Here is a 20080-nt window from a genome sequence, read left to right as displayed (position 1 = left end):
ACGACCAACATCCCGCGCAAGCCTCCCGTTCGAGCCGGAAGGCAGTGTGGATGACTTGTCCTGGGGTCCCGTTTGGACGCCGATTACCCCAAAAACGGGGTCCTTATTCCACGCCTAATCACAGAAGGGTGCGCGCGTGGTCAACATGAGCTTCGCCGGCCCCTGGGACGCGGCCCTTTCCGAGTTCCTCGCCGCCGGGACCGGGCGCGGCATCGTCTACGTGGCCGCCGGCGGCAACGCCGGTCCGGCGTCACCGCCGCTGTTCCCGGCCGCCGACCCGAACGTCATCGCGGTGACCGCGACGGACGCCGAGGACCGGCTGTTCCCGGCCGCCAACCGCGGCTCGCACCTCTGCGTCGCCGCGCCGGGCGTCGACATCCTCGTAACCGCCCCGAACGGGGGCTACGGGCTCCTGTCGGGCACCTCGATGGCGGCCGCCCAGGTCAGCGGCGTCGTCGCCCTGATGCTGCAGGCGAAGCCCGGCTTGAAGCCCGCCGAGGTGCGGGCGGCGCTGACGCGTAGCGCCCGCGATCTGGGACCGCCGGGGCCGGACCGGGAGTTTGGCGCGGGCTTCGCCGACGCGGAGGGCGCGGTCCGGGCCCTGACGGCGCCGGTGGCGGAGACGCAGCAGACCCTGCCCGCCCCGGGCATGAGCGCGACGCCGGTCAGCGCGGCCGCGCCGGCGCAACCGTGATGCCCGGCGCCAATTGCGTCGAATGGGGCGCCCCGTGGAAATCCGCTCCGGCCGTTGAACCGTCCGCCTTGTCCGCGCGACCCATGATGGGGTGCGGATGAGCGCGCCCTCCGACGAGGACCTCATCCGGCGCATCGCCGGTGGCGACCGCGCGGCGATGCAGGGCCTCTACGCCCGGCATTCGACCGCCGTGTTCCGCTTCCTCGTCCGCATGGTGCGCGACCCGAGCCGGGCGGAGGACCTGATGAGCGACGCCTTCTTCGATGTCTGGCAGCAGGCCGGCCGCTTCGAGGGCCGGTCCAGCGTCATGACCTGGATGCTGACCATCGCCCGCTTCAAGGCGCTCTCGACCTTGCGGCGGCGACCGCACGAGGCGCTGGAGCCGGAGATGGCCGAGGCGGTCGAGGACGAGGCCGACACGCCCGAGGTCACCCTGCAGAAGGCGAGCAAGGCGGAGGCCATGCGCCGCTGCCTCGAAGGCTTGTCCCTGGAGCATCGCACCGTGATCGATCTCGTCTACTACCACGAGCTCGGCGTCGAGGAGGTGGCGCAGGTCCTCGACATCCCGGCCGGCACGGTGAAAACGCGGCTGTTCCACGCCCGCAAGCGCCTGTCCGACCTGTTGCTGAAGGCCGGAATCGACCGGGGATGGCCGTGAGGAGGCCGCGATGACCACGACCGATCCCGCGCGCGACGAGGACGACCTCCTGCTGCCCTGGCACGCGACCGGCCGCCTCGACCCTGCGGCCCGCGCCCGGATCGAGGCGGCGCTCGACCGCGACCGGGAGCTCGCCCGTCGCCTCGACCTGGTCCGGGACGAGCGGGACGCGACCGTGGCGTCGAACGAGGCTCTCGGCACGCCGTCCATGAAGGCCCGGGACGACCTGTTCGCGCGCATCGACGCCGACCTCGCGGCCCGCGACCGTGGCCCTTCGCGCTGGCTGCGGAGGCTCGGCGCCGCGCTGGCGAGCCTGTCGCCGCCCGTCCTGGCCGGGGCGGCGCTCGCCGCCTGCGCCCTGATCCTGCTTCAGGCGGGGCTCCTTACCGGCACGTGGCTCGCTGCCCCGGGCGCCTCCTACCAGACGGCCTCGCACGGCGACGGCGGGACGGCGGCAGGGGGGACCTTCATCCTCGTCGCCTTCGCCCCGACCGCCACCGCCGCGCAGATCGCGGCCGCTCTCGCGGAGGGCGGCATGACGGTCGTGGACGGCCCGCGTGCCGGGGAGATCTACCGCATCCGGGTGCACGCCGGGGCGGATGGGGATCGCTCGTTGGGTGCCGCCCTCGACCGGCTGCGCGCGAAGCCCGGCTTGGTGGTTCTCGCCGTTCCCGAAGCTTTGCCGGCTCGCTGACTGGAGGAGGTGAAGATGCGTGCCCTCCTGGTCTTCGCCTTCACGGCGCTCGCCGCACCCGTCCTGGCGCAGCCCATGCGCGGGGTGCCGCTCGCGGACGACGGCTGGTGGGTGGTGCTTGGGTCCTTCGCCAACAACAGCGGGTCGGGCAGCCGCGCCGCGGACGCGGCGGTCGCACGGGTATGGCGGCAGGCGCAGGCGTGCGGGGAAAGCCCGTTCAACGACGCCTCGGATAAATTCTCGGGGCTTGCCTCGGGTTTCGAGGTCTCGGTCCTCGGCGCCTACCCGACGCGAGCGCGAGCGGAGGCCGCGTTATCCCGGGTCGATGCCTGCGTGCCGGGCGCCTATATCCGTCGCGCGCGGTACGCCGGCGAGTGAGCGCCGGCCCGTATACCGCGGCCAGGTTCGCATGCGTCGCTTCCCGCCGGAACGGATCGTCTGCCTGACGGAGGAGACGGTCGAGACCCTCTACCTACTGGGCGAGCAGGTCCGCATCGTCGGCGTCTCCGGTTACGCCGTCCGACCGTCTCAGGTGCGCCGCGAGAAACCCCGCGTCTCGGCCTTCACCAGCGCGGACATCCTGAAGATCCTCGCGCTCGACCCCGACCTGGTGCTCGCCTTCTCGGACCTGCAGGCGGACATCGTGGCCGAGCTCGTCCGGGCCGGCGTCGCCGTGCACGCCTTCAATCACCGTGACGTCGCGGGCATCCTCGCCATGATTCGCACCGTCGGCGCCCTCGTCGGCGCGAACGGGCGGGCCGAAGCCCTGGCCCGCGGATACGAGGAGCGCCTGGTGCGGGTGGCGGCGGAGGCGCAGGGGCAACCGCGCCCACGCGTCTTCTTCGAGGAGTGGGACGAGCCGCTGATCTCGGGCATCGGCTGGGTTTCCGAGCTCGTCCGCGTCGCCGGGGGCGAGGACGTATTCCCCGAGCTGGCAGCCCAGGCGGCAGCCAAGGACCGCATCGTCGCGCCCGAGGCGGTGGCCGCCGCGGCGCCCGACGTGATCCTCGCCTCCTGGTGCGGGAAGAAGGTGGTGCCGGCCCGCATCGCGGCGCGCCCTGGCTGGGACGCCATCCCGGCGGTGCGGGCGAACCGGATCACGGAGATCAAGTCGCCGCTGATCCTTCAGCCGGGACCGGCCGCGCTCACGGATGGGCTCGACGCCATCGTGGCCGCTCTGGAAGCGGCTCGCGCCCCTGTGGCGGAGTCCGGGGGTGGCGATGGCCGCCACCGACCGTGGGCCCTCAGCGAGAGGCACCGCGCGGTCCTGCGCAAGGTTCCGGATGACGGGTGGGTCGAGGGCTCGCGGCTCGACGGGCGCTGCCTCGACCTGCTGTTGCGACGTGGCTGGATACGTCGGGTACACGCCGACCCGCAGGGCCGCGCTCGCCAGGACGGCTACCAGAGAACGTCGGCGGCACGGCTGGCGCTCTTTCCGGATGGGCGGCCCTCAAAGTGAACGGCGCAGCCACGCGGCCGCCGCCATGGGGGGTCGGAGCGAGAAACGCACCCGGGTCCCTTGGGGCCAGGGTGCGTTCCGGTGTGTGGGCGAAGTCGGGCGGTGCGGCACGCCTCCGCGGCGGCGACGGATAGGGCCGCGCATGCGCGGCGCCGTCGGCCCCGAACGCTCAGTGGCAGACCCTGCGGACCACGACGTCGCCGAAGTCGTTGACCCACCGGCGCGCGTGGCAGTGGCCGCCATAGTAGACCGTCCCATACCCCCAGTGACCGTGGCCATGGCCGAGTCCCCAATGGCCGTGACCGTGCCCGAAATGGCCATGACCGAAATGCCCGTGCCCGAAGTGACCATGGCCGTGGGCCGACGCGGCCGTTGCCCCGAAGGTGCCGAGGGCCGCCACCACGAGGAGCGGGAAGAGCTTGCGGGATCGGAACATGTTGACCTCCTCTGCTTGCGGACCGGCATCCGGTCCTGACCTTCGTTGGTCGCGGGAGGCTCCGGGACGGTTCATTCCTGCCCGGAAAAACATTCGCGCTCCTGATCACTCCCGGGGGCCGGACCAGAAGGGCGACCGATACCGCCAAGGCAATCCGGCCAGGGCACACAAGCGTAGCGGCCGAAAGCAACGCGGCGGCCGACCATGGTGTTGGTTCAGCCAATATTCATCCTGAAAGAAAGGTCACGAGTGCGCGGATCGGTTCGGGCGGATCTGACGTTTCGCTTGTCGAGATCCTCGTTCACGGAGTTAATCCATGAAGCTTACCCTGCCTATCCTTGCCGCCGCCGCGTCTCTGGCCCTAGCCCCGGGCTACGCATCGGCCCAGCACGTTGACGTCGGCCCCGGTGGCGTCTCCGTGCACGGGCACGGACATGGTCATGGCCACGTCGAGCGGCACGAGCATGTCGAGCGCCGCCACGAACATGTCGACCGCCATGACGACCACCATGATGGGGGCCACAAGCGGGTGACCGTGGAAGAGCACCGCCACTGAGCCGACGGCGCTTCCCGGATGCGGGGCCGTCCATGAGAGCGGCCCCGTCGCGCTTCAGCGAGGGGCTTCAGAAGTGATGATGGTGCCGCCGGACGTGGTGATGGTGGTGTCGACGGTGGTGATGGTGGAATTGCGCGTGGTCCACGAGACCTGCGTCGCCGATTGACGCGGGAGCGGCTCCGGCGAACAGCGGCAGCGCCCCGGACGGGGCGCCTCCGGCCGGGCTGACGGCAGCCGCGAAGGCGAGGGAAGCGGTCAAGGTCAGGACGCGCACAGCCGTTCCTCCTGGATGAGGAAGCGAGTTCGGCTGAGGTATCCCAATCTCGCACCGGCCTCGTCGCTGGCCGTAGACATGAAACGGGGCCCCGAAGGACCCCGTCCGCCTCACATGCGGTGGTGATGGTGCCGCATCATGTGGCCGCGGCGGTGATGGTGGTGGCGCATCATGTGCCCGTGACGGTGGCGGCGGCCCATTTGGCGATGGTGGCCGTGCATCCGGTCCATCCGCACCGAGACCACGTCGGACGAGGCGATCGCGGCGCCCGGGAGGGCCGGCGCGGCGGAGGCGGCTCCGGCCAGGCCGAACGAGGCCATGACGGCGAGCGCCAGCAGGGACTTCTTCAAGGGCGTGTTCCTCTCTTTTCGGTACCGCCGGGTCCATGTGCCCGGCAGGCCCCGTCGCGCCGGGCCCCGGCCGCAGCGGCGCGATCCGAAACCCCGGCCCGACGAGGCGCCCCCGGGGAACGGCCAAGCTGACATCAGGGTTCCCTGGCCCGTCCAGGTTCTCCCGTCCCGCCTTGGTAACGCGCGAGAGAGGGAGGTGGCGATGCGGGTATCCGGAGGAAATCGGCAGCGTACAGGGTTGTCCCCGCGTGTCCGGGTGCACGCGCCAGGATCCAATTGGCGAAGATCCCCTTTGCGACGGATCTGGATAGCTTATGGTCTGGGCACGGACCCCGGTCCGCACCTCTTGGAGGAACACCCGATGACGTCACGATTTATTGGGTATCTCGCCGCCGTAACCTTGGCGCTTTCAGTTCAGTTGGCTCCCGCGCGGGCGGCTCCGATGCCGGTTGCCGCGGCCGATGTCGGTACCGCCGAAACCCCGTTGGTGCAGACCGTGCAACACTGGGGGCATCACCACCATCACGGCCACCACCACCACTGGCGCCCTCGTCACCATCATCACCACTGGGGCCATCACCATCACTGGCGGCCGCGCCACCACCACCATGGCTGGGGCCATCACCACCACTACAGGCGGCACCATCACCACCACTTCTAAGGGGATGCAGGCTGCGCGGGAGGGCTGCCCGACCGGCGGCTCTCCCGCCTACCTGACTGGTAGAGGCGTGCGAGCCGGCAGGTGTGTGCCGGCGTCCTCAGAGGGCCGCCCCCCGCAGGCGATGGTAGAGGGCGCGCACGGCGTCCATGTAGTCCTGCTCGGGGTGCTCGCGGCAGAAGGAGCGCAGGAATGCCGCCTGGTCCGGGAGGGGCAACGTCGGCGGCAACAGGTCCAGGCCCTCGTCGACGCCGGGCGGGGCCCGCATCAGCGCGCCGCTCATGAAGCCCTGAGCCCAGGCGAGATAGTCGCGTTCGGACGCCGGGGCCTCCGCGACCTGCGCGTTGAAGCGGGCGCAGGTCGCGGCGCCGATGCCGACGATCTTGGTCTCCTGTGCCGTCGCGCAGGTCGCAAGGCCGATGCACAGGGCCGCCGCAGTCAACCTCATTCCCTCTCCGTCCTCGGTCGAACGACCCGCCCGCGAGCCTTCCGGCCAGACGCGCGCTCGTCCGGTGCCAAAAAGCTCATGAACGATACGCTCGGACATGCTAAGCATGTCTCGTCATGTCGGCCACCCGCTCCCTTTGGCGCTCGTTGCTCACGGTCTTCCTGACCGTGACGCTCGTCGCCTTTTCGGTGGCGGGTGCCGGGCACGCCCATGCCGGGATACCGCATGTCGGCCACGCGCAGGTCACTGCGGCCGGTCACATGGAAGCCTCCGGACCGGAGCAGGCGCTCGACCTGTCGGACCGCGCGGAGCGAGCCGGCGACGAGGCGGCGGCAAGCCCCTGCGGCCTGAACTGCTGCTGCCATGTGTCCTTCGTGCGCTGGGACTTCCCGGCCGTGGCGGTCGGCTGGAAGCCCGGTCGGACGCTGGTCGGCATCCGAAAGGTTGCCTTCGACAGCCTTGCACCCGAGACCCTTCCCGAGCCCCCTCGATCCTTCGCCTGAGGTCCGCGCATCGACGCGCGCCCTGAACGGCTGCCCGTGAGGGCTGCCGCTAGCCTCCCCTTCGCGAAGGCTCGATTATCCCATGCGTTTTTCCCCCGCCTCCGCCTTGCGGATGGCTTTCCTGGCTCTCGGCCTGTGGGCTGGTGCGCCGACGATATCCGCCGCCCACGAGGGTCATGATCACGGCAACGAGGCACAGGCTCCGGCGACGGCGACCGCGCCGCGCGGCACGTCGAGCACGGACGCGCTGGAACTGGTCGCGGTCGCTCGCAACGGTCGCTTGATGGTGTTCCTCGACCGCGTGGCCACCAACGAACCGGTGACGGACGCCGCCGTCCAAGCCGAGACGCCGGAGGGGGCCGCCACCGCCACGCCGATGCCGGACGGCAGTTACGCGTTCGACGCCCACTGGAGCCTGCATCCCGGCGAGCACGAGGTGCTGTTCACCGTGACCGCGTCCGGCGCGACCGACATGTTCCCCGTCACGCTGACCGTTCCGGAAGCGCCGCCGGCACCGCCGGCCGCGGGCGCCTCCACCTGGGCGACCGGCCTCGCCGCGGCCCACGACTTCCAGCGCCACCTCAAGGAGGCGGACCCGCTGCCGCTGGCCATCGGCGGCATCGGCTTCCTGCTGGGCACCGCGGTCACGCTTCTGATGCGGGGACGCCGCTACCTGCCCGCCACCGCCCTGGTCGTGCTCGTCGTCGCCCTTGCCTTCGCGCCGCGCGCCTTCGCGGCCGACAGCCATGACCATGGCGCCAAGGCAGCCGACACGCCCCAGGTCTTGCAGATGGCGGCGCTGGCCCCTGCCGGGCAGGACCTCGCGCGGCGCCAGCCGGACGGCTCGATCTTCGTTCCGAAGCCGACCCAGCGTGTCCTCGCCGTCCGGACCGTGGTGACCGCCTCCGGCACCCTGCGTCGCACCGTCGAGCTGCCGGGCCGCATCGTACCCGACCCGAGCGCCAGCGGGGTCGTCCAGTCCTCGGTCGGCGGACGGCTCTCGCCGCCGGAATCGGGGATTTTCCCGCGCCTCGGTACCCGGGTGCGCAAGGGCCAGGTGCTCGCCTACGTGACGCCGCCGGTGCAGGCGGTGGACGCCTCCGACATGCGCCAGCGCCAGGGCGAGCTCGACCAGCAGATCGCCATCACCGAGCGCCGGGTCGAGCGCTATCGCAAGCTCGCGCCGGGCGGCTCTGTCTCGCAGGTCCAGCTTGAGGACGCCCAGGCCGAGCTCAAGGGTCTGCTCGACCGCCGCGCGGCCCTCGACAACATCCGCCAGCAGCCCGAGGCGCTGAAGGCCCCCGTCGATGGCGCCATCGCCGAGGCGAACGCGGTGGCCGGACAGATGGCGAGCCCCGGCGTGCAGGTCTTCCAGATCGTCGACCCGAACCGCCTCTGGGTCGAGGCCCTGAGCTTCGACGCGCTAGCCGGGGGGCAGGACGCCACGGCCCGCATGGCGGACGGCCGGATGCTGCGGCTTGCCTACATGGGCGCGGGCCTCGCAGACCGCAGTCAGGCAGTCCCGATGCACTTCGCGGTGGAGGGCGCGCCGCCGGAGCTGCGCACCGGGCAGTTCGTCACCGTGCTGGCGGCGACCGATGCCCAGCAGGCCGGGCTGGCGCTGCCGCGCATGAGCGTGGTGCGGGGCGGCAACGGCCAGAGCATCGTCTACGAGCACACCGCGCCGGAGCGCTTCGAGCCGCGCGAGGTCCGGGTCGAGCCCCTCGACGCGGGGCAGGTCCTGGTGGTGTCCGGCCTCGCGCCGGGCAAGCGGATCGTGACCCAGGGCGCCGAGCTCCTCAATCAGGTCCGCTGAGGAGGCGCGCCCATGTTCACCCTCCTCGTCACGCAGTCGCTGCGCAACCGCCTGCTGGTGCTGGCGCTTGCCGCCGTGCTCGTCCTCTACGGCGCCTTCACGGTGACGAAGCTGCCGGTCGACGTCTTCCCCGACCTCAACAGGCCGACCGTCACCATCATGACGGAGGCCGAAGGCCTCGCGCCCCAGGAGGTCGAGCAACTCGTCACCTTCCCGGTCGAGACGCAGATGAACGGCCTGCCCGGCGTCAGCCGCGTCCGCTCGGTCTCGGGTGTCGGCCTGTCGGTGATCTACGTCGAGTTCGATTGGGGCACCGACATCTACCGCAACCGCCAGCAGGTGTCCGAGCGGCTCGCGATGGTACGGCCGCAACTTCCCCCCACCGTCAACCCGATGATGGGTCCGGTCTCCTCGATCATGGGCCAGATCGTCATGGTGGCGCTGAGCGGCGGCACGGTCTCGCCGATGCAGCTGCGGGAGCTCGCCGACTTCACCATCCGGCCCCGCCTGCTCTCGATCCCGGGCGTCGCGCAGGTCATCCCGATGGGCGGCGAGGTGCGCCAGTTCCGCGTGGCCCCCCAACCCACGGCGCTGCGGGCGCTCGGCATCACCCACGGGCAATTGGAGACGGCCCTCGCCCAGTTCGGCACGAACACGGGCGGCGGATTCACGGACCAGTACGCCCGCGAGTACCTGATCCGGAACCTCGGCCGGACCATGAACCTGGACGACCTGCGCAACATGGTCGTCGCCACGGTCAACAACCGACCGGTCTACCTGCGCCAAGTCGCCGAGGTCTCCTTCGCGGCCCGGGTGAAGCGGGGCGATGCCGGCTACATGGGCGCGCCGGCCGTCGTCGTCTCGGTGGAGAAGCAGCCCGGCGTCGATACGGTGCGCCTCACCCGCGAGGTCGAGGCGGCCCTCAAGGACATCACCGCGAGCCTGAACGCCTGCGGCGCGGGTAAGGGCGGGGCAGGCCCGTCCATGGCCGAGCCCGCCGGGGAAGCCTGCGCCTTCAAGGGCGTTCGCGCGGACCAGCTGATCTTCCGGCAGGCGAACTTCATCGAGACCTCGATCCGCAACGTCGAGACCGTGCTGATGGAGGCGGTCGTCGTGGTCGCCGTCGTCCTGTTCGCCTTCCTGCTGAACGCTCGCACCACCGCGATCTCGCTCACCGCGATCCCGGTCTCGATCCTGGCCACCGCGATCGTGTTCCACCTCGCCGGCCTGTCCATCAACACCATGACGCTGGGCGGGCTCGCCATCGCCATCGGCGAGCTCGTGGACGACGCGGTGGTCGACGTGGAGAACATCTTCCGCAGGCTCGGCGAGAACCGGCGGGCCGGCAATCCGCGGAGCGTCTTCGCCGTGGTGGTCGCGGCCTCGAACGAGGTGCGCTCCGGCATCGTCTACGCCACGATGGTGATCGTGCTGGTCTTCGTGCCGCTCTTCGCCCTGTCGGGCATCGAGGGCCGGCTCTTCGCGCCGCTCGGGCAAGCCTACATCGTCTCGATCCTGGCGAGCCTGCTCGTCTCCATCACTCTGACGCCGGTGCTGGCCTACTACCTCCTGCCGGGCCTCAAGCGGCTGGAGGAGCACGACAGCCGCTTCCTGAAGCTGCTGAAGCGGGGCAACGCCGCATTGCTGAGGGGCGTACTCGGGCGTGCCCGACCGGTCATGCTGGTCGCCGGGTTGGCGGTGGCGGCGGCGGGGCTCGCGGCGGCCTTCCTGCCGCGCACCTTCCTGCCGCCGTTCAACGAGGGCTCGTTCACGGTCAACATGACCTTCAACCCCGGCATCTCGCTCGCCGAGAGCACCCGGGTCGGGCTCGTCGCGGAACGACTGCTCTTGGAGATGCCGGACGTGAAGTCCATCGGGCGCCGCACAGGCCGGGCGGAGCTCGACGAGCACGCGGAGGGCGTGCACTCGTCCGACCTGGAGATCGACCTGAAGCCCGGCGCCCGGCCCAAGCCCGAGCTCGTCGCCGACATCCGCGGGCGCCTCGCGGTCCTGCCGGTCAACGTGAACGTCGGCCAGCCGATCTCGCACCGGCTCGACCACATGCTCTCCGGCGTGCGCGCCGAGATCGCGCTGAAGATCTTCGGCGAGGACCTCGACACCCTTCGAGCCCTCGCCGAGGACCTGCGCGGGCGCATGGCCGAGATCCCCGGCCTCGCCGACCTGCAGGTCGAGAAGCAGGTGCTGATCCCCCAGCTGGAGATCCGCGTCGACTACGCCCGGGCCGCCCTCTACGGCGTGCAGCCGGCCGCCCTCGTGGAGCAGCTCAGCCGGCTCTCGAACGGCCAGGTGGTCTCGCGCGTGGTCGATGGCTACCGCCGCTTCGACGTGGTGATGCGCCTGTCCGACGCCATGCGCACCACCCAGCGGCTCGGAGACATGCTGGTCGAGACGCCGTCCGGCTGGGTGCCGGCGCGCCAGATCGCCGACATCCGCGAGACCGACGGGCCGAACCAGATCCTGCGCGAGAATGCCCGCCGCCGCATCGTCGTGCAGGCCAACACGCAGGCCGGCTCCGACATGGGCAAGATCGTCGGGGCCATCCAGGAGAAGGTCGCCGCGGCGAGCCTGCCCAACGGCTACACCACCAGCCTGGAAGGCTCGTTCCAGGCCCAGGCGGAGGCGAGCCGCACCATCGGGCTCCTCTCGCTTCTCTCGCTCGCGCTCGTCTTCGCGCTGCTCTACAGCCGCTACCGCTCGGTCGTCCTCACGCTGATCATCCTCGGGAGCATCCCGCTCGCGCTGATCGGCTCGGTGGCGGCCCTCTGGCTTGCCGGCCAGCCGCTCTCGGTGGCCTCGATGATCGGCTTCATCACGCTGACCGGCATCGCCACCCGCAACGGCATCCTCAAGATCAGCCACTACCTGAACCTGGCGATCCACGAAGGCATGCCCTTCGGCCGGGACCTCGTCATCCGCGGCAGCCTGGAGCGGCTCGCGCCGGTGCTGATGACGGCGCTCTCGGCCGGGGTCGCCCTGGTGCCGCTGCTGATCGGGGCCGACGCGCCCGGCAAGGAGATCCTGCACCCTGTCGCGGTGACGATCTTCGGCGGCCTGATCAGCGCCACGCTCCTCGACACGGTGCTGACCCCGGTCCTGTTCCTGACCTTCGGGCGCAAGCCCCTGGAGCGGTTGCGGGACGACGCCCGTCACGGTCCCGAGGCTTCTCCCGAAGCCCCGCGAAGCGCGCCCGTCGAGGCGTTCTGAACGTCCCCATGCCCCTGAGAAAGGATACCGCCATGCGCTCCCCCCTCCGCCCCGCCGTCCTCGCCATCGCCCTGGCCCTGTCGTCGCCCTGCCTCGCCGCGGGCCCGAACGGCGGCCAGACGACGGTCGCCGACGGCCATCCCATCGAGTTCGTCGCGACCGATACGGGCGTCACGTTCTTCGTGACCGGCGAGGACGGCAAGCCGGCCGACACGGCCGGCCTCTCGGCCAAGGCCTTCGTCCAGGCGGGGGGCAAGACGGAGACCCTGACCTTGAAGCCGGCGTCGCCGAACAAGCTCGTGGCCGACCTCAAGGCCCCGTTGCCGGCGGGGGCGAAGGTCGTGCTCTCCGCGAAGGTGCACGGGCACAACGTCCAGGCGCGTTTCGAGAAGCCGTAGGGCTGGCGAGCCGGGCGGGTGACGGGCGTTGCCGGGCGGCGGACCCAGGCCCGCCGCCCCTCTCAGGCGAACCGGCCCAGGAGCACCAGCAGCCCGATCACCGAGAGGACCAGCACCGCCGCCTTCAGGAGGTCGCGGCCCGCCGCGCGCCTGACATGGGGTCGGGCCCGCCGCCTGCCGCGCGGATTGCTGCCCCACTGCTCCGTCTGGCGCGCCAGCTTCTTGCCTGCCACGGTTGCGCCCCTTCAGACCGGAAGGTGGGCGGCCTCGGCCGCCAGCGCCTCGTCCTCGACCTGGACGGTGACGTGCTCGATGCCGTGCCGTTCCTTCAGTAGCGCGCGGATCGCCCGGATCACGCCGGGGCCGGCGGCGACGTCGTCCACGACCACGTGGCCGCTCATCGCGTCGAAGCCCGAGGTCAGCGTCCAGGCATGCAGGTCGTAGGCCCGGCGCACGCCCGGCATCGCCTCGATCTCGGCCTTCAACCCTCCGAGGTCGACGTCCGGGGGCGTGCCTTCCAGCAGGACATGGAGCGCCTCGCCGAGCAGGCGCCAGGTGCGTGGCACGATGAACAGGCCGATGCCGGCGCCGACCAGCGGGTCGACCCAGCGCCAGCCGGTCGCCATCACGACGAGGGCGGCCGCGATGACGCCGAGCGAGCCCAGCATGTCCGAGAACACCTCGAAGTAGGCGCCCTTCACGTTCAGGCTCTCGGACGAGCCGCCGGCGAGCATCCGCATGCTGGCGAGGTTCACCCCGAGGCCGACGAGCGCGACCAGCATCATCGGCCAGCCGAGGATCTCGTTGGGCTCGACGAAGCGGCGGTAGGCCTCATAGAGGATGTAGGCGGTCACGCCGAGCAGCACGACCGCGTTGGCGAGCGCCGCCAGGATCTCGAAGCGCATGTAGCCGAAGCTCTTGCCGGGCGTCGGCGCCTTGGCCGCGTAGTGGATGGCGAGGAGCGAGAGGGCGAGGCCGCCGGCGTCGGTGACCATGTGCGCGGCGTCGGCCAGCAGCGCGAGGCTGCCGGTGAGCAGGCCGCCCACCACCTCAGCCAGCATGTAGGCCAACGTCAGCGCGAGCGCCCCCGCCAGGCGGGTCTTGTTCCGGGCTGCCGCCGAGCCCGAGGGGATGCCGCCCCCGTGCGAGTGTCCGTGTCCCATGGTTGCTTCCCGTGTGGCGTGAGGTTCGGACGGACGGGCGGCCTCAGGGGCCGCCGGTGCCGATCAGGTCGGCGACGTGCCCGCCGGCCGGATGCCCGGTCTCGGCGCGGTGCGCCTCGGAGCAGGCGGCGTAGCCGGGGCCGAAGGCGGTCATCACCAGCTGGCGCCTCCCTTCCGCGGCTTCGCGGCTCGCCAGGAGGGCCCGGCCGCCGGGCCAGGCCTCGGAATCGTTCGCGGGGCCCGGTTCAGGCTCGCCGTAGCGCCGGACCCCTTCGTCCCGGATGGCCCGGCGCGCCTTCGCGAGCGCCTCCCCGGACAGGGGCAGGCCCACCCAGATCACCTGCTGCAAACCTTGCTCGCGGCAGACGACCAGGATCACCTCGGCCGTTCCGGGCCCCTGGGCCGGCCCCCAGCCGCGGGGAAAGAACAGGGCGGTCAGGTTCGCCTCGCGGTCGGCCTTGAGCGGGCGCGGCACCTCGGCGACCGGCCCCCAGGCGAGGCCGAAAGGAGCCTCCTGCGCCGACGTCGCGGACAGGAGGCCGAGCCAGAGCAGCGACGCCGGGACACTTCGCGGCATCGGCGCTACTCGGCGGCCTGCCGGAGCGTCTCGCGCGCCCCTGCCTCGGATGGCGGCGCGGCCTCCGGCGCCGCGGCGTCCTTTCCGCCGAAGCGGGCGTACAGGGCCGGCAGGACGACGAGCGTCAGGAGGGTCGCGCTGATCAGGCCGCCGATGACAACGGTGGCGAGCGGGCGCTGCACCTCGGCGCCGGTCTCGGTCGCGAGCGCCATCGGCACGAAGCCGAGCGAGGCCACGAGCGCCGTCATCGCGACCGGCCGGAGCCGGGTCATGGCGCCCTTCAGGATGGCCTCCCGCCTCGGGCGTCCCTCGGCCATGAGCTGCTTGATGAAGGTCAGCATCACGAGGCCGTTGAGGACCGCCACGCCCGAGAGCGCGATGAAGCCGACCGCCGCCGGCACCGAGACCGGCATGCCCCGCAGCCAGAGCGCGGCGATGCCGCCGGTCAGCGCCAGGGGCACGGCGCTGAACACCAGGAGCGCGTCGCGGGGGCTGCCCAGGGCCGAGTAGAGCAGCAGGAAGATCATGAAGAAGCAGACCGGCACCACGACCATCAGCCGCCGCTTGGCCGAGGCGAGGTTCTCGAACTGCCCGCCCCAGGTCACGTAGTAGCCCGGCGGGAGCTGCACCTGCGCCCCGACCTTGGCCTGGGCCTCGGCGACGAGCGAGCCGATGTCGCGGCCGCGCACGTTCGCGGTGACGACGACGCGGCGCTTGCCGTTCTCGCGGCTGATCTGGTTCGGGCCCTCGGTCACCGAGAAGCTCGCCACCTGCTTCAGGAGGACCGAGCTCGCCCGCCCGTTCGGGCCGGGCGGGAGCGGCACCGGGATGTTCTCCAGCGCCTCGCGGTCCTCGCGAACCTTGTCGGTGAGGCGCACCACGATGGGGAAGCGGCGGTCGCCCTCGAAGACGACGCCCGCCTCCTTGCCGCCGATGGCCGCGCCGATGACCTCCTGGATGGCCCCGGTGCTCAAGCCCAGGCGCGCCGCCTCGGTCTTGTTGATCCGGATGTCGAGGAAGGGCAGGCCCGCGGTCTGCTCGACCTTCACGTCCTCGGCACCGCTGACGCCGCGCAGGATGGCGGCGACCTGGTTGGCCGCCTTCAGCATCGGCTCGAACTCCTCGCCGAACACCTTCACGGCGAGGTCGCCGCGTGTGCCGGCCAGGAGCTCGTTGAAGCGCAGCTGGATGGGCTGCGAGAACTCGTAGACGTTGCCGGCGAGCTCGCCGACCGCCTTCTCGATCTGCTCCTGGAGTTCGGCTTTCGACAGGCCCGGGTCCGGCCATTCCTCCTGCGGCTTGAGGATGACGAAGGTGTCGGACGAGTTCGGGGGCATCGGGTCGGTGGCGACTTCTGCCGTCCCGGTCTTCGAGAAGACGTAGGCCACCTGCGGGAACTTCGAGACGACCTTCTCGACGTTGAGCTGCATCGCCTGCGACTGGGTCAGCGAGGTCGAGGGGATGCGGGTGGCGTTGAGCGCGATGCTCTTCTCGTCGAGCTGCGGGATGAACTCGGTGCCGAGCCGGGTGAACAGCACGCCGGCCACGGCGAGCAGCAGAAGGGCCGCGCCGACGAAGGCGAACGGTGCCCGGACCGCGGCGCCCAGCACCGGCCGGTAGACGGCCTTGAGGGCGCGGATGATGAGGTTGTCCTTCTCGGTCACCTTGCCGGTGATGACGATGGCGATGAGCGCCGGCACGAAGGTCAGCGATAGGACGAAGGCCGAGGCGAGGGCGATGATGACGGTCAGCGCCATGGGCTCGAACATCTTGCCCTCGACGCCCGTGAAGGTGAGGAGCGGCACGTAGACGAGGATGATGATCGCCTGCCCGTATAGGGAGGGCTTGATCATCTCCTCGGCCGAGGCCCGCACCGTCTGCAGGCGCTCCTCCAGGCCGAGCGTTCGTCCCAGCGCGTGCTGCTTCTCGGCGAGGTGGCGTAGGGCGTTCTCGGTGATGATGACCGCCCCGTCGACGATTAGGCCGAAGTCGAGGGCGCCCAGGCTCATGAGGTTGGCCGAGATCTTCGCCTCGACCATCCCGGTCATGGTCATCAGCATGGCGACCGGGATGACGAGCGCCGTGATGATGGCGGCCCGGATGTTCCCCAGCAGCAGGAACAGGATGACGATGACGAGGGCCGCGCCCTCGGAGAGGTTCTTGGCCACCGTGCGGACGGTCGCCTCGACGAGCAGCGTCCGGTTGAGGACGGTCTGCACCTCGACACCGGGCGGCAGCGAGCGCCGGATCTGGTCCATCTTCGTGTCGACCGCGGCCGAGACGGTGCGGCTGTTCTCGCCGATAAGCATCAGCGCGGTGCCGACGACCACCTCCTGCCCGTCCTCGCTGCCGGAGCCGGTGCGCAGGTCGCGGCCGATGCGCACCTCGGCGATGTCCTTGATGCGGACCGGGACGCCGCCGCGGGTGGTGACGAGGACGTTCTCGATCTCCTCCATGCTCTCCAGGCGGCCGGCGGCGCGCACGACGTAACCCTCGCCGTTGTCCTCCAGGTAGCGGGCGCCCTGGTTGGCGTTGTTGGCCTGGAGCGCGCGGGCGACGTCGCCGAAGGAGAGGTCGAGGGCGGTGAGCTTCGTCGGGTCCGGCTGGACGTGGTACTGCTTCTCGAAGCCGCCGACGACGTCGACGCCGGCCACGCCCGGCACCGTCTTGACCTGGGGCCGGATGATCCAGTCCTGCACCGTGCGCAGGTAGGCGGTCTGCTCCAGCTCCGTCTTGAGCCGCTGCCCCTCCGGCGTCAGGTAGCTGCCGTCGGGCTGCCAGCCGGGCTTGCCCGCCTCCGAGACCTTGCGCTCGCCTGGCTTCGCGTAGTGGACCGACCACATGTAGATCTCGCCGAGGCCGGTCGAGATCGGGCCCATGTGCGGCTCGGCTCCGGGCGGCAGGTCCTCCTTCACCTGGGACAGGCGCTCGGCGACCTGCTGGCGGGCGAAGTAGATGTCGAGTTTTTCCGCGAAGACGGCGGTGACCTGCGAGAAGCCGTTGCGCGAGAGGGAGCGCGTGTACTCCAGGCCCTTGATGCCGGCGAGCGCGGTCTCGACCGGGTAGGTGACCTGCTTCTCGATGTCGACCGGCGAGAGAGAGGGCGCGACCGTGTTGATCTGCACCTGGTTGTTGGTGATGTCGGGCACCGCGTCGATGGGCAGCTTGGTGAGGGCGTAGCCGCCGAACCCTGCCGCGAGGAGCGACAGGAGCAGGACCAACCAGCGCTGGTGGACCGAGAAGTCGAGGATGCGGGAGATCATGTCCGTTCCCCTCAGTGGTCGTGATCGGCTTCGCCCTTGCCGAGCTCAGCCTTGAGGAGGAAGGAGTTGGCGACCGCGATCTCCTCGCCGGGCTTCAGGCCGGCGGTGACCTCGTAGGAATCGTCGTCCGAGCGACCGAGCTCGACCTCGCGCTTCTCGAAGCCCGCCTCGGTGCGCACGAAGACGGCGCGCTTGCCCTCGACCGTCTGCAGGGCCGATTTCGGGATGCGCACCCCGACCTTGTCCTGCGCGATCTCGACCTCGGCGGTGACGAAGGTCCCGGGGCGCCAGGCCATGTCCTGGTTCGGCAGGGCGACGATGACACGGGCCGAACGGGTCTCCTGGTTCAGGAGCGGGCTGACGAAGACGACCTTGCCTTCGGCCCGGCGGTCGCCGCCCTCCTGGCTCGGGGTGACCACGACCCGGGCGCCTTCCCGCACCCTCGCGAGCTCGACGGTCGGCACCGAGAGCTCGATCCACACGGTCGAGAGGTCGGCGACGGTGTAGACGTCGGAGGGGTCGCCCTCCTTGCCGACGGCGGTGCCGACGTCGACCTTGCGCTCGACGACGCGACCGGCGAGCGGCGAGCGCAGCTCGTACTGGCGCAGGGTGGAGGCGTTCGGCGTCGCCTCGTCCTGCTTGGCGAGTTTGGCGACCTCGGCGGCGTTGAGGCCGAGGGCCGAGAGCTTCTGGCGGGCGAGGTCCTGCCGCAGGGCCGCCTCGGTGTAGACGGCCTTGGCGTTCAGGTAGGCCGACTCGGCCGAGACCCGCTTGTCCCAGAGCGCCTGCTGCCGGTCGAAGTTCGTCTTCTCCAGCTCCGCCCGGACCACCGCGGTGAGGTACTCGCTCTTGGCGTCGGCGACCTCGCGGCTGTCGAGCACGGCCACGACCTCGTCCTTCTTCACGAGGTCTCCGAGGCGCTTGCGCATCTCGGCCACCGTGCCGACGACCTTCGCCGGTACCCGGGCGATCCGGTCGGTATCGGGCGTGATGGTGCCGGGCACGAGGATGTGTCGGGCGAGCGTCCCGCCCTCGACCTTGGCGACCTCGATGTCCTGCCCCGCGACCTGCTCCGGCCGCATCCTGATCACGCCTTCCTCGGCGTGTTCCTCCCCCTCCTTGTGCTCGTGTCCGCCATGGGCGTGACCGGCGGACTCGTTGCTAGGCTCGGCCTTGTTCGGCGCCTTGTCGTGGCCGTGGCCGTCGCCCTCCGAGTGCGCCCCCTCGGGGGCCTTTGCGGGCGCGGCGGCGAACGCGAACAGGGTCGGGGGCACGCCCGCGGCGGCGAGGGTACCCCGAACGAAGTCGGTGACGGCGGGGACGGCGGCGGCGATGGCGATGCCGGTGGCCAGGAGGACCGCGGAGAGGAGGATACGCATGGGACCTGCTCGGACGGGCTTCCGCTCGGCGCGGAGCGCGCTCGCGGTCGGACCCGTTGTTCACGTGAGGGACCCGGCGCCGCGGCGGGCGCAGGGCTGGGACATGCGCCGCGACGGCGCCGTCACCTCACGCGCGAGGGGGCCTGGGCAGTCGGTCGGGGGCGATGGAGGAGGCCATCTCGCTCAACCGGGCGTAGACCGGCGGTGCGGCTTCGAGGCAGGGCATGACGGGGCCGCTCGCCGCCGTCGGGGCGACCTGGTGGCAGCCGCAGTGGATGTGGCAGGCCAGGCCGGGGTCGCCGGTGCCGGGAGCCGGCGCGGCGTCCACCACCGTCAGCTCCGCCGCGTGACCGTGGCTTTCGTGGAACGCGAGGTCGTCCGCGTAGCCGGCGACGGGCGCGACCAGGGACAGGGCGAGGACGAGCGCGAGCAGGCGGGCGGCGACCGCCCACCATCCCCGTGCCGCCCGTCGGCGGCTATGCCCGTGCCTGGAACCCATCTCCCGCCTTATGTGCGATTCCCTCCGGATGACACAAGCCATCGCTCCGGCCCGTTGAACATGGTCTGAACGAGACTACCCCAAGTCCTGGGAGGTCATCATCCGCTCCGACACTGAAACGGCCAAGACCGGGAAGTAGATCCCACGGCGCAAGGGCCAGGTCGGTCACACCGCGCGGTGGCGGGCCAAGCTGGTCCGCGCGCCGGTGCTGCCGGACCCAGCACGGATACGGAGCAGAAAAAATCCCGGAACGGTTCTTTTGGGCCGCGCATTCTCCGCCCAACCTCGAAACCAGGAGACCTCGGATGAAGATCACGATTGCCGCGCTCGCCGCTTCCGCCGCCCTGGCCCTCGCCCCCGCCAGCGCGATGGCCCAGCACGTGGACGTCGGCCCCGGCGGCGTCTCGGTCCATGGCGACCATCATCATCGCGACGTCGAGCACACCCACGGGGTGGTCGAGGAGCATCACCACGACCGTCCGGTCGTGCATGACCACCACGACGACGTCCACGAGCACACCGTGGTCGAAGAGCACCGCCACTAAGCCCTGCGCCGGGAGGGCCGCGAACCGGGCAAACCCGGTTCGCGGCCCTTCTCGTTTTCCGGTACCTTGAAGGTTACCGCTTCCTGAACGGCGATTTCAGAGCGCGTTCAATCTGGGTGTCCCAGGGTGGCGGCCACCTGGAGTTTCCTTCGGAGCGACACATGAGGACGATCTTCGCGGGCCTCGCGGCGGCCCTGATCCTCGCGCCGGCCGCGGCCTCGGCCCAATACTACGAGGGCGGCTACGGCTACCGGCGGCCGCATGACCACGTCGAGGTTTACCGTCACGGCGACCATGAGGACGTCGTCGTTCGGCACCACCACCCGCGGCGGTACGAGGAGCGGCGGTTCTACGAGGGACGGCCGCACCACCATCATCACCACGACTTCGACGACTGACGCCGTCGGACCGGTTCGCTGTGGCCCGACCCGGCTTGCGCCGGAGCGGGCCTTTCACGGCGCGCAGGGGGGCGAAGGCAAGGAGCA

At 70.9% G+C, this 20080-nt stretch carries 20 protein-coding genes and 2 pseudogenes; 12 read left to right on the top strand and 10 right to left on the bottom strand.

The annotated features are described in order from the left end of the window. Positions 1-133 precede the first annotated feature (133 nt). The 5 genes and pseudogenes from ACP56T_RS20765 to ACP56T_RS20745 form a co-directional block, all read left to right on the top strand. A pseudogene (locus tag ACP56T_RS20765) lies at positions 134-694 on the top strand (S8 family serine peptidase); the annotation flags it as partial. Between the two features lie 97 nt (positions 695-791). Next, on the top strand, positions 792-1352 hold the full coding sequence (locus tag ACP56T_RS20760) for a sigma-70 family RNA polymerase sigma factor (RefSeq protein WP_144767091.1): 561 nt from the start codon (positions 792-794) through the stop codon (positions 1350-1352). Between the two features lie 10 nt (positions 1353-1362). Further along, the gene (locus tag ACP56T_RS20755) at positions 1363-2046 is read left to right on the top strand and encodes a hypothetical protein (protein ID WP_144767090.1); all 684 of its coding nucleotides are present in this window, start codon (positions 1363-1365) and stop codon (positions 2044-2046) included. A 15-nt stretch (positions 2047-2061) separates the two neighbouring features. Beyond that, positions 2062-2424, top strand: coding sequence for an SPOR domain-containing protein (locus ACP56T_RS20750; RefSeq protein WP_430914029.1), 363 nt, complete (start codon positions 2062-2064; stop codon positions 2422-2424). 31 nt (positions 2425-2455) lie between these two features. Further along, positions 2456-3235, top strand: a pseudogene (locus ACP56T_RS20745) (cobalamin-binding protein); the annotation flags it as partial. A gap of 439 nt (positions 3236-3674) precedes the next feature. On the opposite strand, the gene ACP56T_RS20740 reads toward ACP56T_RS20745, so the two are convergent. The 3 genes from ACP56T_RS20740 to ACP56T_RS20730 form a co-directional block, all read right to left on the bottom strand. After that, positions 3675-3941, bottom strand: coding sequence for a hypothetical protein (locus tag ACP56T_RS20740; protein WP_144767087.1), 267 nt, complete (start codon positions 3939-3941; stop codon positions 3675-3677). 361 nt (positions 3942-4302) lie between these two features. Continuing rightward, entirely contained in the window at positions 4303-4494 is a 192-nt protein-coding gene (locus tag ACP56T_RS20735) for a hypothetical protein (RefSeq protein ID WP_186383962.1), read from the bottom strand. Between the two features lie 387 nt (positions 4495-4881). Next, on the bottom strand, positions 4882-5121 hold the full coding sequence (locus ACP56T_RS20730; RefSeq protein ID WP_144767085.1) for a hypothetical protein: 240 nt from the start codon (positions 5119-5121) through the stop codon (positions 4882-4884). A gap of 487 nt (positions 5122-5608) precedes the next feature. On the opposite strand from ACP56T_RS20730, the gene ACP56T_RS20725 reads away from it, so the two are divergent. Further along, positions 5609-5782, top strand: a complete 174-nt coding sequence (locus ACP56T_RS20725; RefSeq protein WP_238178997.1) for a hypothetical protein — start codon at positions 5609-5611, stop codon at positions 5780-5782. Positions 5783-5879: 97 nt separating this feature from the next. Here the strand turns inward: ACP56T_RS20725 and ACP56T_RS20720 are convergent, their stop codons facing one another. Further along, positions 5880-6227 (bottom strand): hypothetical protein, encoded by a 348-nt coding sequence (locus tag ACP56T_RS20720; protein ID WP_144767083.1) that lies wholly within the window; start codon positions 6225-6227, stop codon positions 5880-5882. A 116-nt stretch (positions 6228-6343) separates the two neighbouring features. Between ACP56T_RS20720 and ACP56T_RS20715 the strand changes: the two genes are divergently transcribed. The 4 genes from ACP56T_RS20715 to ACP56T_RS20700 all read left to right on the top strand — a co-directional run bounded on the left by ACP56T_RS20715 (position 6344) and on the right by ACP56T_RS20700 (position 12169). Then, the gene (locus ACP56T_RS20715) at positions 6344-6730 is read left to right on the top strand and encodes a hypothetical protein (protein ID WP_144767082.1); all 387 of its coding nucleotides are present in this window, start codon (positions 6344-6346) and stop codon (positions 6728-6730) included. An 82-nt stretch (positions 6731-6812) separates the two neighbouring features. Next, positions 6813-8546: an efflux RND transporter periplasmic adaptor subunit gene (locus tag ACP56T_RS20710; RefSeq protein ID WP_144767081.1), complete on the top strand. Its 1734-nt coding sequence runs from the start codon at positions 6813-6815 to the stop codon at positions 8544-8546. A gap of 12 nt (positions 8547-8558) precedes the next feature. Next, positions 8559-11771 carry an efflux RND transporter permease subunit gene (locus tag ACP56T_RS20705; protein WP_144767080.1) on the top strand — a complete coding sequence of 1071 codons (3213 nt, stop codon included), beginning with the start codon at positions 8559-8561 and terminating at the stop codon, positions 11769-11771. A gap of 32 nt (positions 11772-11803) precedes the next feature. Continuing rightward, on the top strand, positions 11804-12169 hold the full coding sequence (locus ACP56T_RS20700; RefSeq protein WP_144767079.1) for a hypothetical protein: 366 nt from the start codon (positions 11804-11806) through the stop codon (positions 12167-12169). Positions 12170-12231: 62 nt separating this feature from the next. Here the strand turns inward: ACP56T_RS20700 and ACP56T_RS20695 are convergent, their stop codons facing one another. The 6 genes from ACP56T_RS20695 to ACP56T_RS20670 form a co-directional block, all read right to left on the bottom strand. After that, complete coding sequence (locus ACP56T_RS20695) at positions 12232-12402, bottom strand: hypothetical protein (RefSeq protein WP_186383961.1); 171 nt, start codon at positions 12400-12402, stop codon at positions 12232-12234. Between the two features lie 12 nt (positions 12403-12414). Next, positions 12415-13332: a cation diffusion facilitator family transporter gene (locus tag ACP56T_RS20690; RefSeq protein ID WP_144767078.1), complete on the bottom strand. Its 918-nt coding sequence runs from the start codon at positions 13330-13332 to the stop codon at positions 12415-12417. Positions 13333-13375: 43 nt separating this feature from the next. Then, a complete protein-coding gene (locus ACP56T_RS20685) occupies positions 13376-13909 on the bottom strand; it encodes a threonyl-trna synthetase (RefSeq protein ID WP_144767077.1) in 534 nt (177 codons plus the stop codon). A 5-nt stretch (positions 13910-13914) separates the two neighbouring features. Next, the gene (locus tag ACP56T_RS20680; protein ID WP_430914028.1) at positions 13915-17172 is read right to left on the bottom strand and encodes an efflux RND transporter permease subunit; all 3258 of its coding nucleotides are present in this window, start codon (positions 17170-17172) and stop codon (positions 13915-13917) included. Positions 17173-17183: 11 nt separating this feature from the next. Further along, positions 17184-18551 carry an efflux RND transporter periplasmic adaptor subunit gene (locus ACP56T_RS20675; protein ID WP_238178998.1) on the bottom strand — a complete coding sequence of 456 codons (1368 nt, stop codon included), beginning with the start codon at positions 18549-18551 and terminating at the stop codon, positions 17184-17186. Between the two features lie 127 nt (positions 18552-18678). Then, entirely contained in the window at positions 18679-19050 is a 372-nt protein-coding gene (locus ACP56T_RS20670) for a hypothetical protein (protein WP_144767074.1), read from the bottom strand. Positions 19051-19355: 305 nt separating this feature from the next. On the opposite strand from ACP56T_RS20670, the gene ACP56T_RS20665 reads away from it, so the two are divergent. Both ACP56T_RS20665 and ACP56T_RS20660 read left to right on the top strand, forming a co-directional pair. Beyond that, entirely contained in the window at positions 19356-19595 is a 240-nt protein-coding gene (locus ACP56T_RS20665) for a hypothetical protein (protein ID WP_144767073.1), read from the top strand. A 161-nt stretch (positions 19596-19756) separates the two neighbouring features. Beyond that, a complete protein-coding gene (locus ACP56T_RS20660; protein WP_144767072.1) occupies positions 19757-19993 on the top strand; it encodes a hypothetical protein in 237 nt (78 codons plus the stop codon). Positions 19994-20080: the final 87 nt, after the last annotated feature.

Origin of the sequence: Methylobacterium endophyticum, from assembly GCF_050591105.1 — a bacterium.
In the GTDB taxonomy this organism is placed as follows: domain Bacteria; phylum Pseudomonadota; class Alphaproteobacteria; order Rhizobiales; family Beijerinckiaceae; genus Methylobacterium.
The sequence above is the reverse complement of the archived record's forward strand: the minus strand, read 5'-3'. Positions and strand labels throughout refer to the sequence as shown.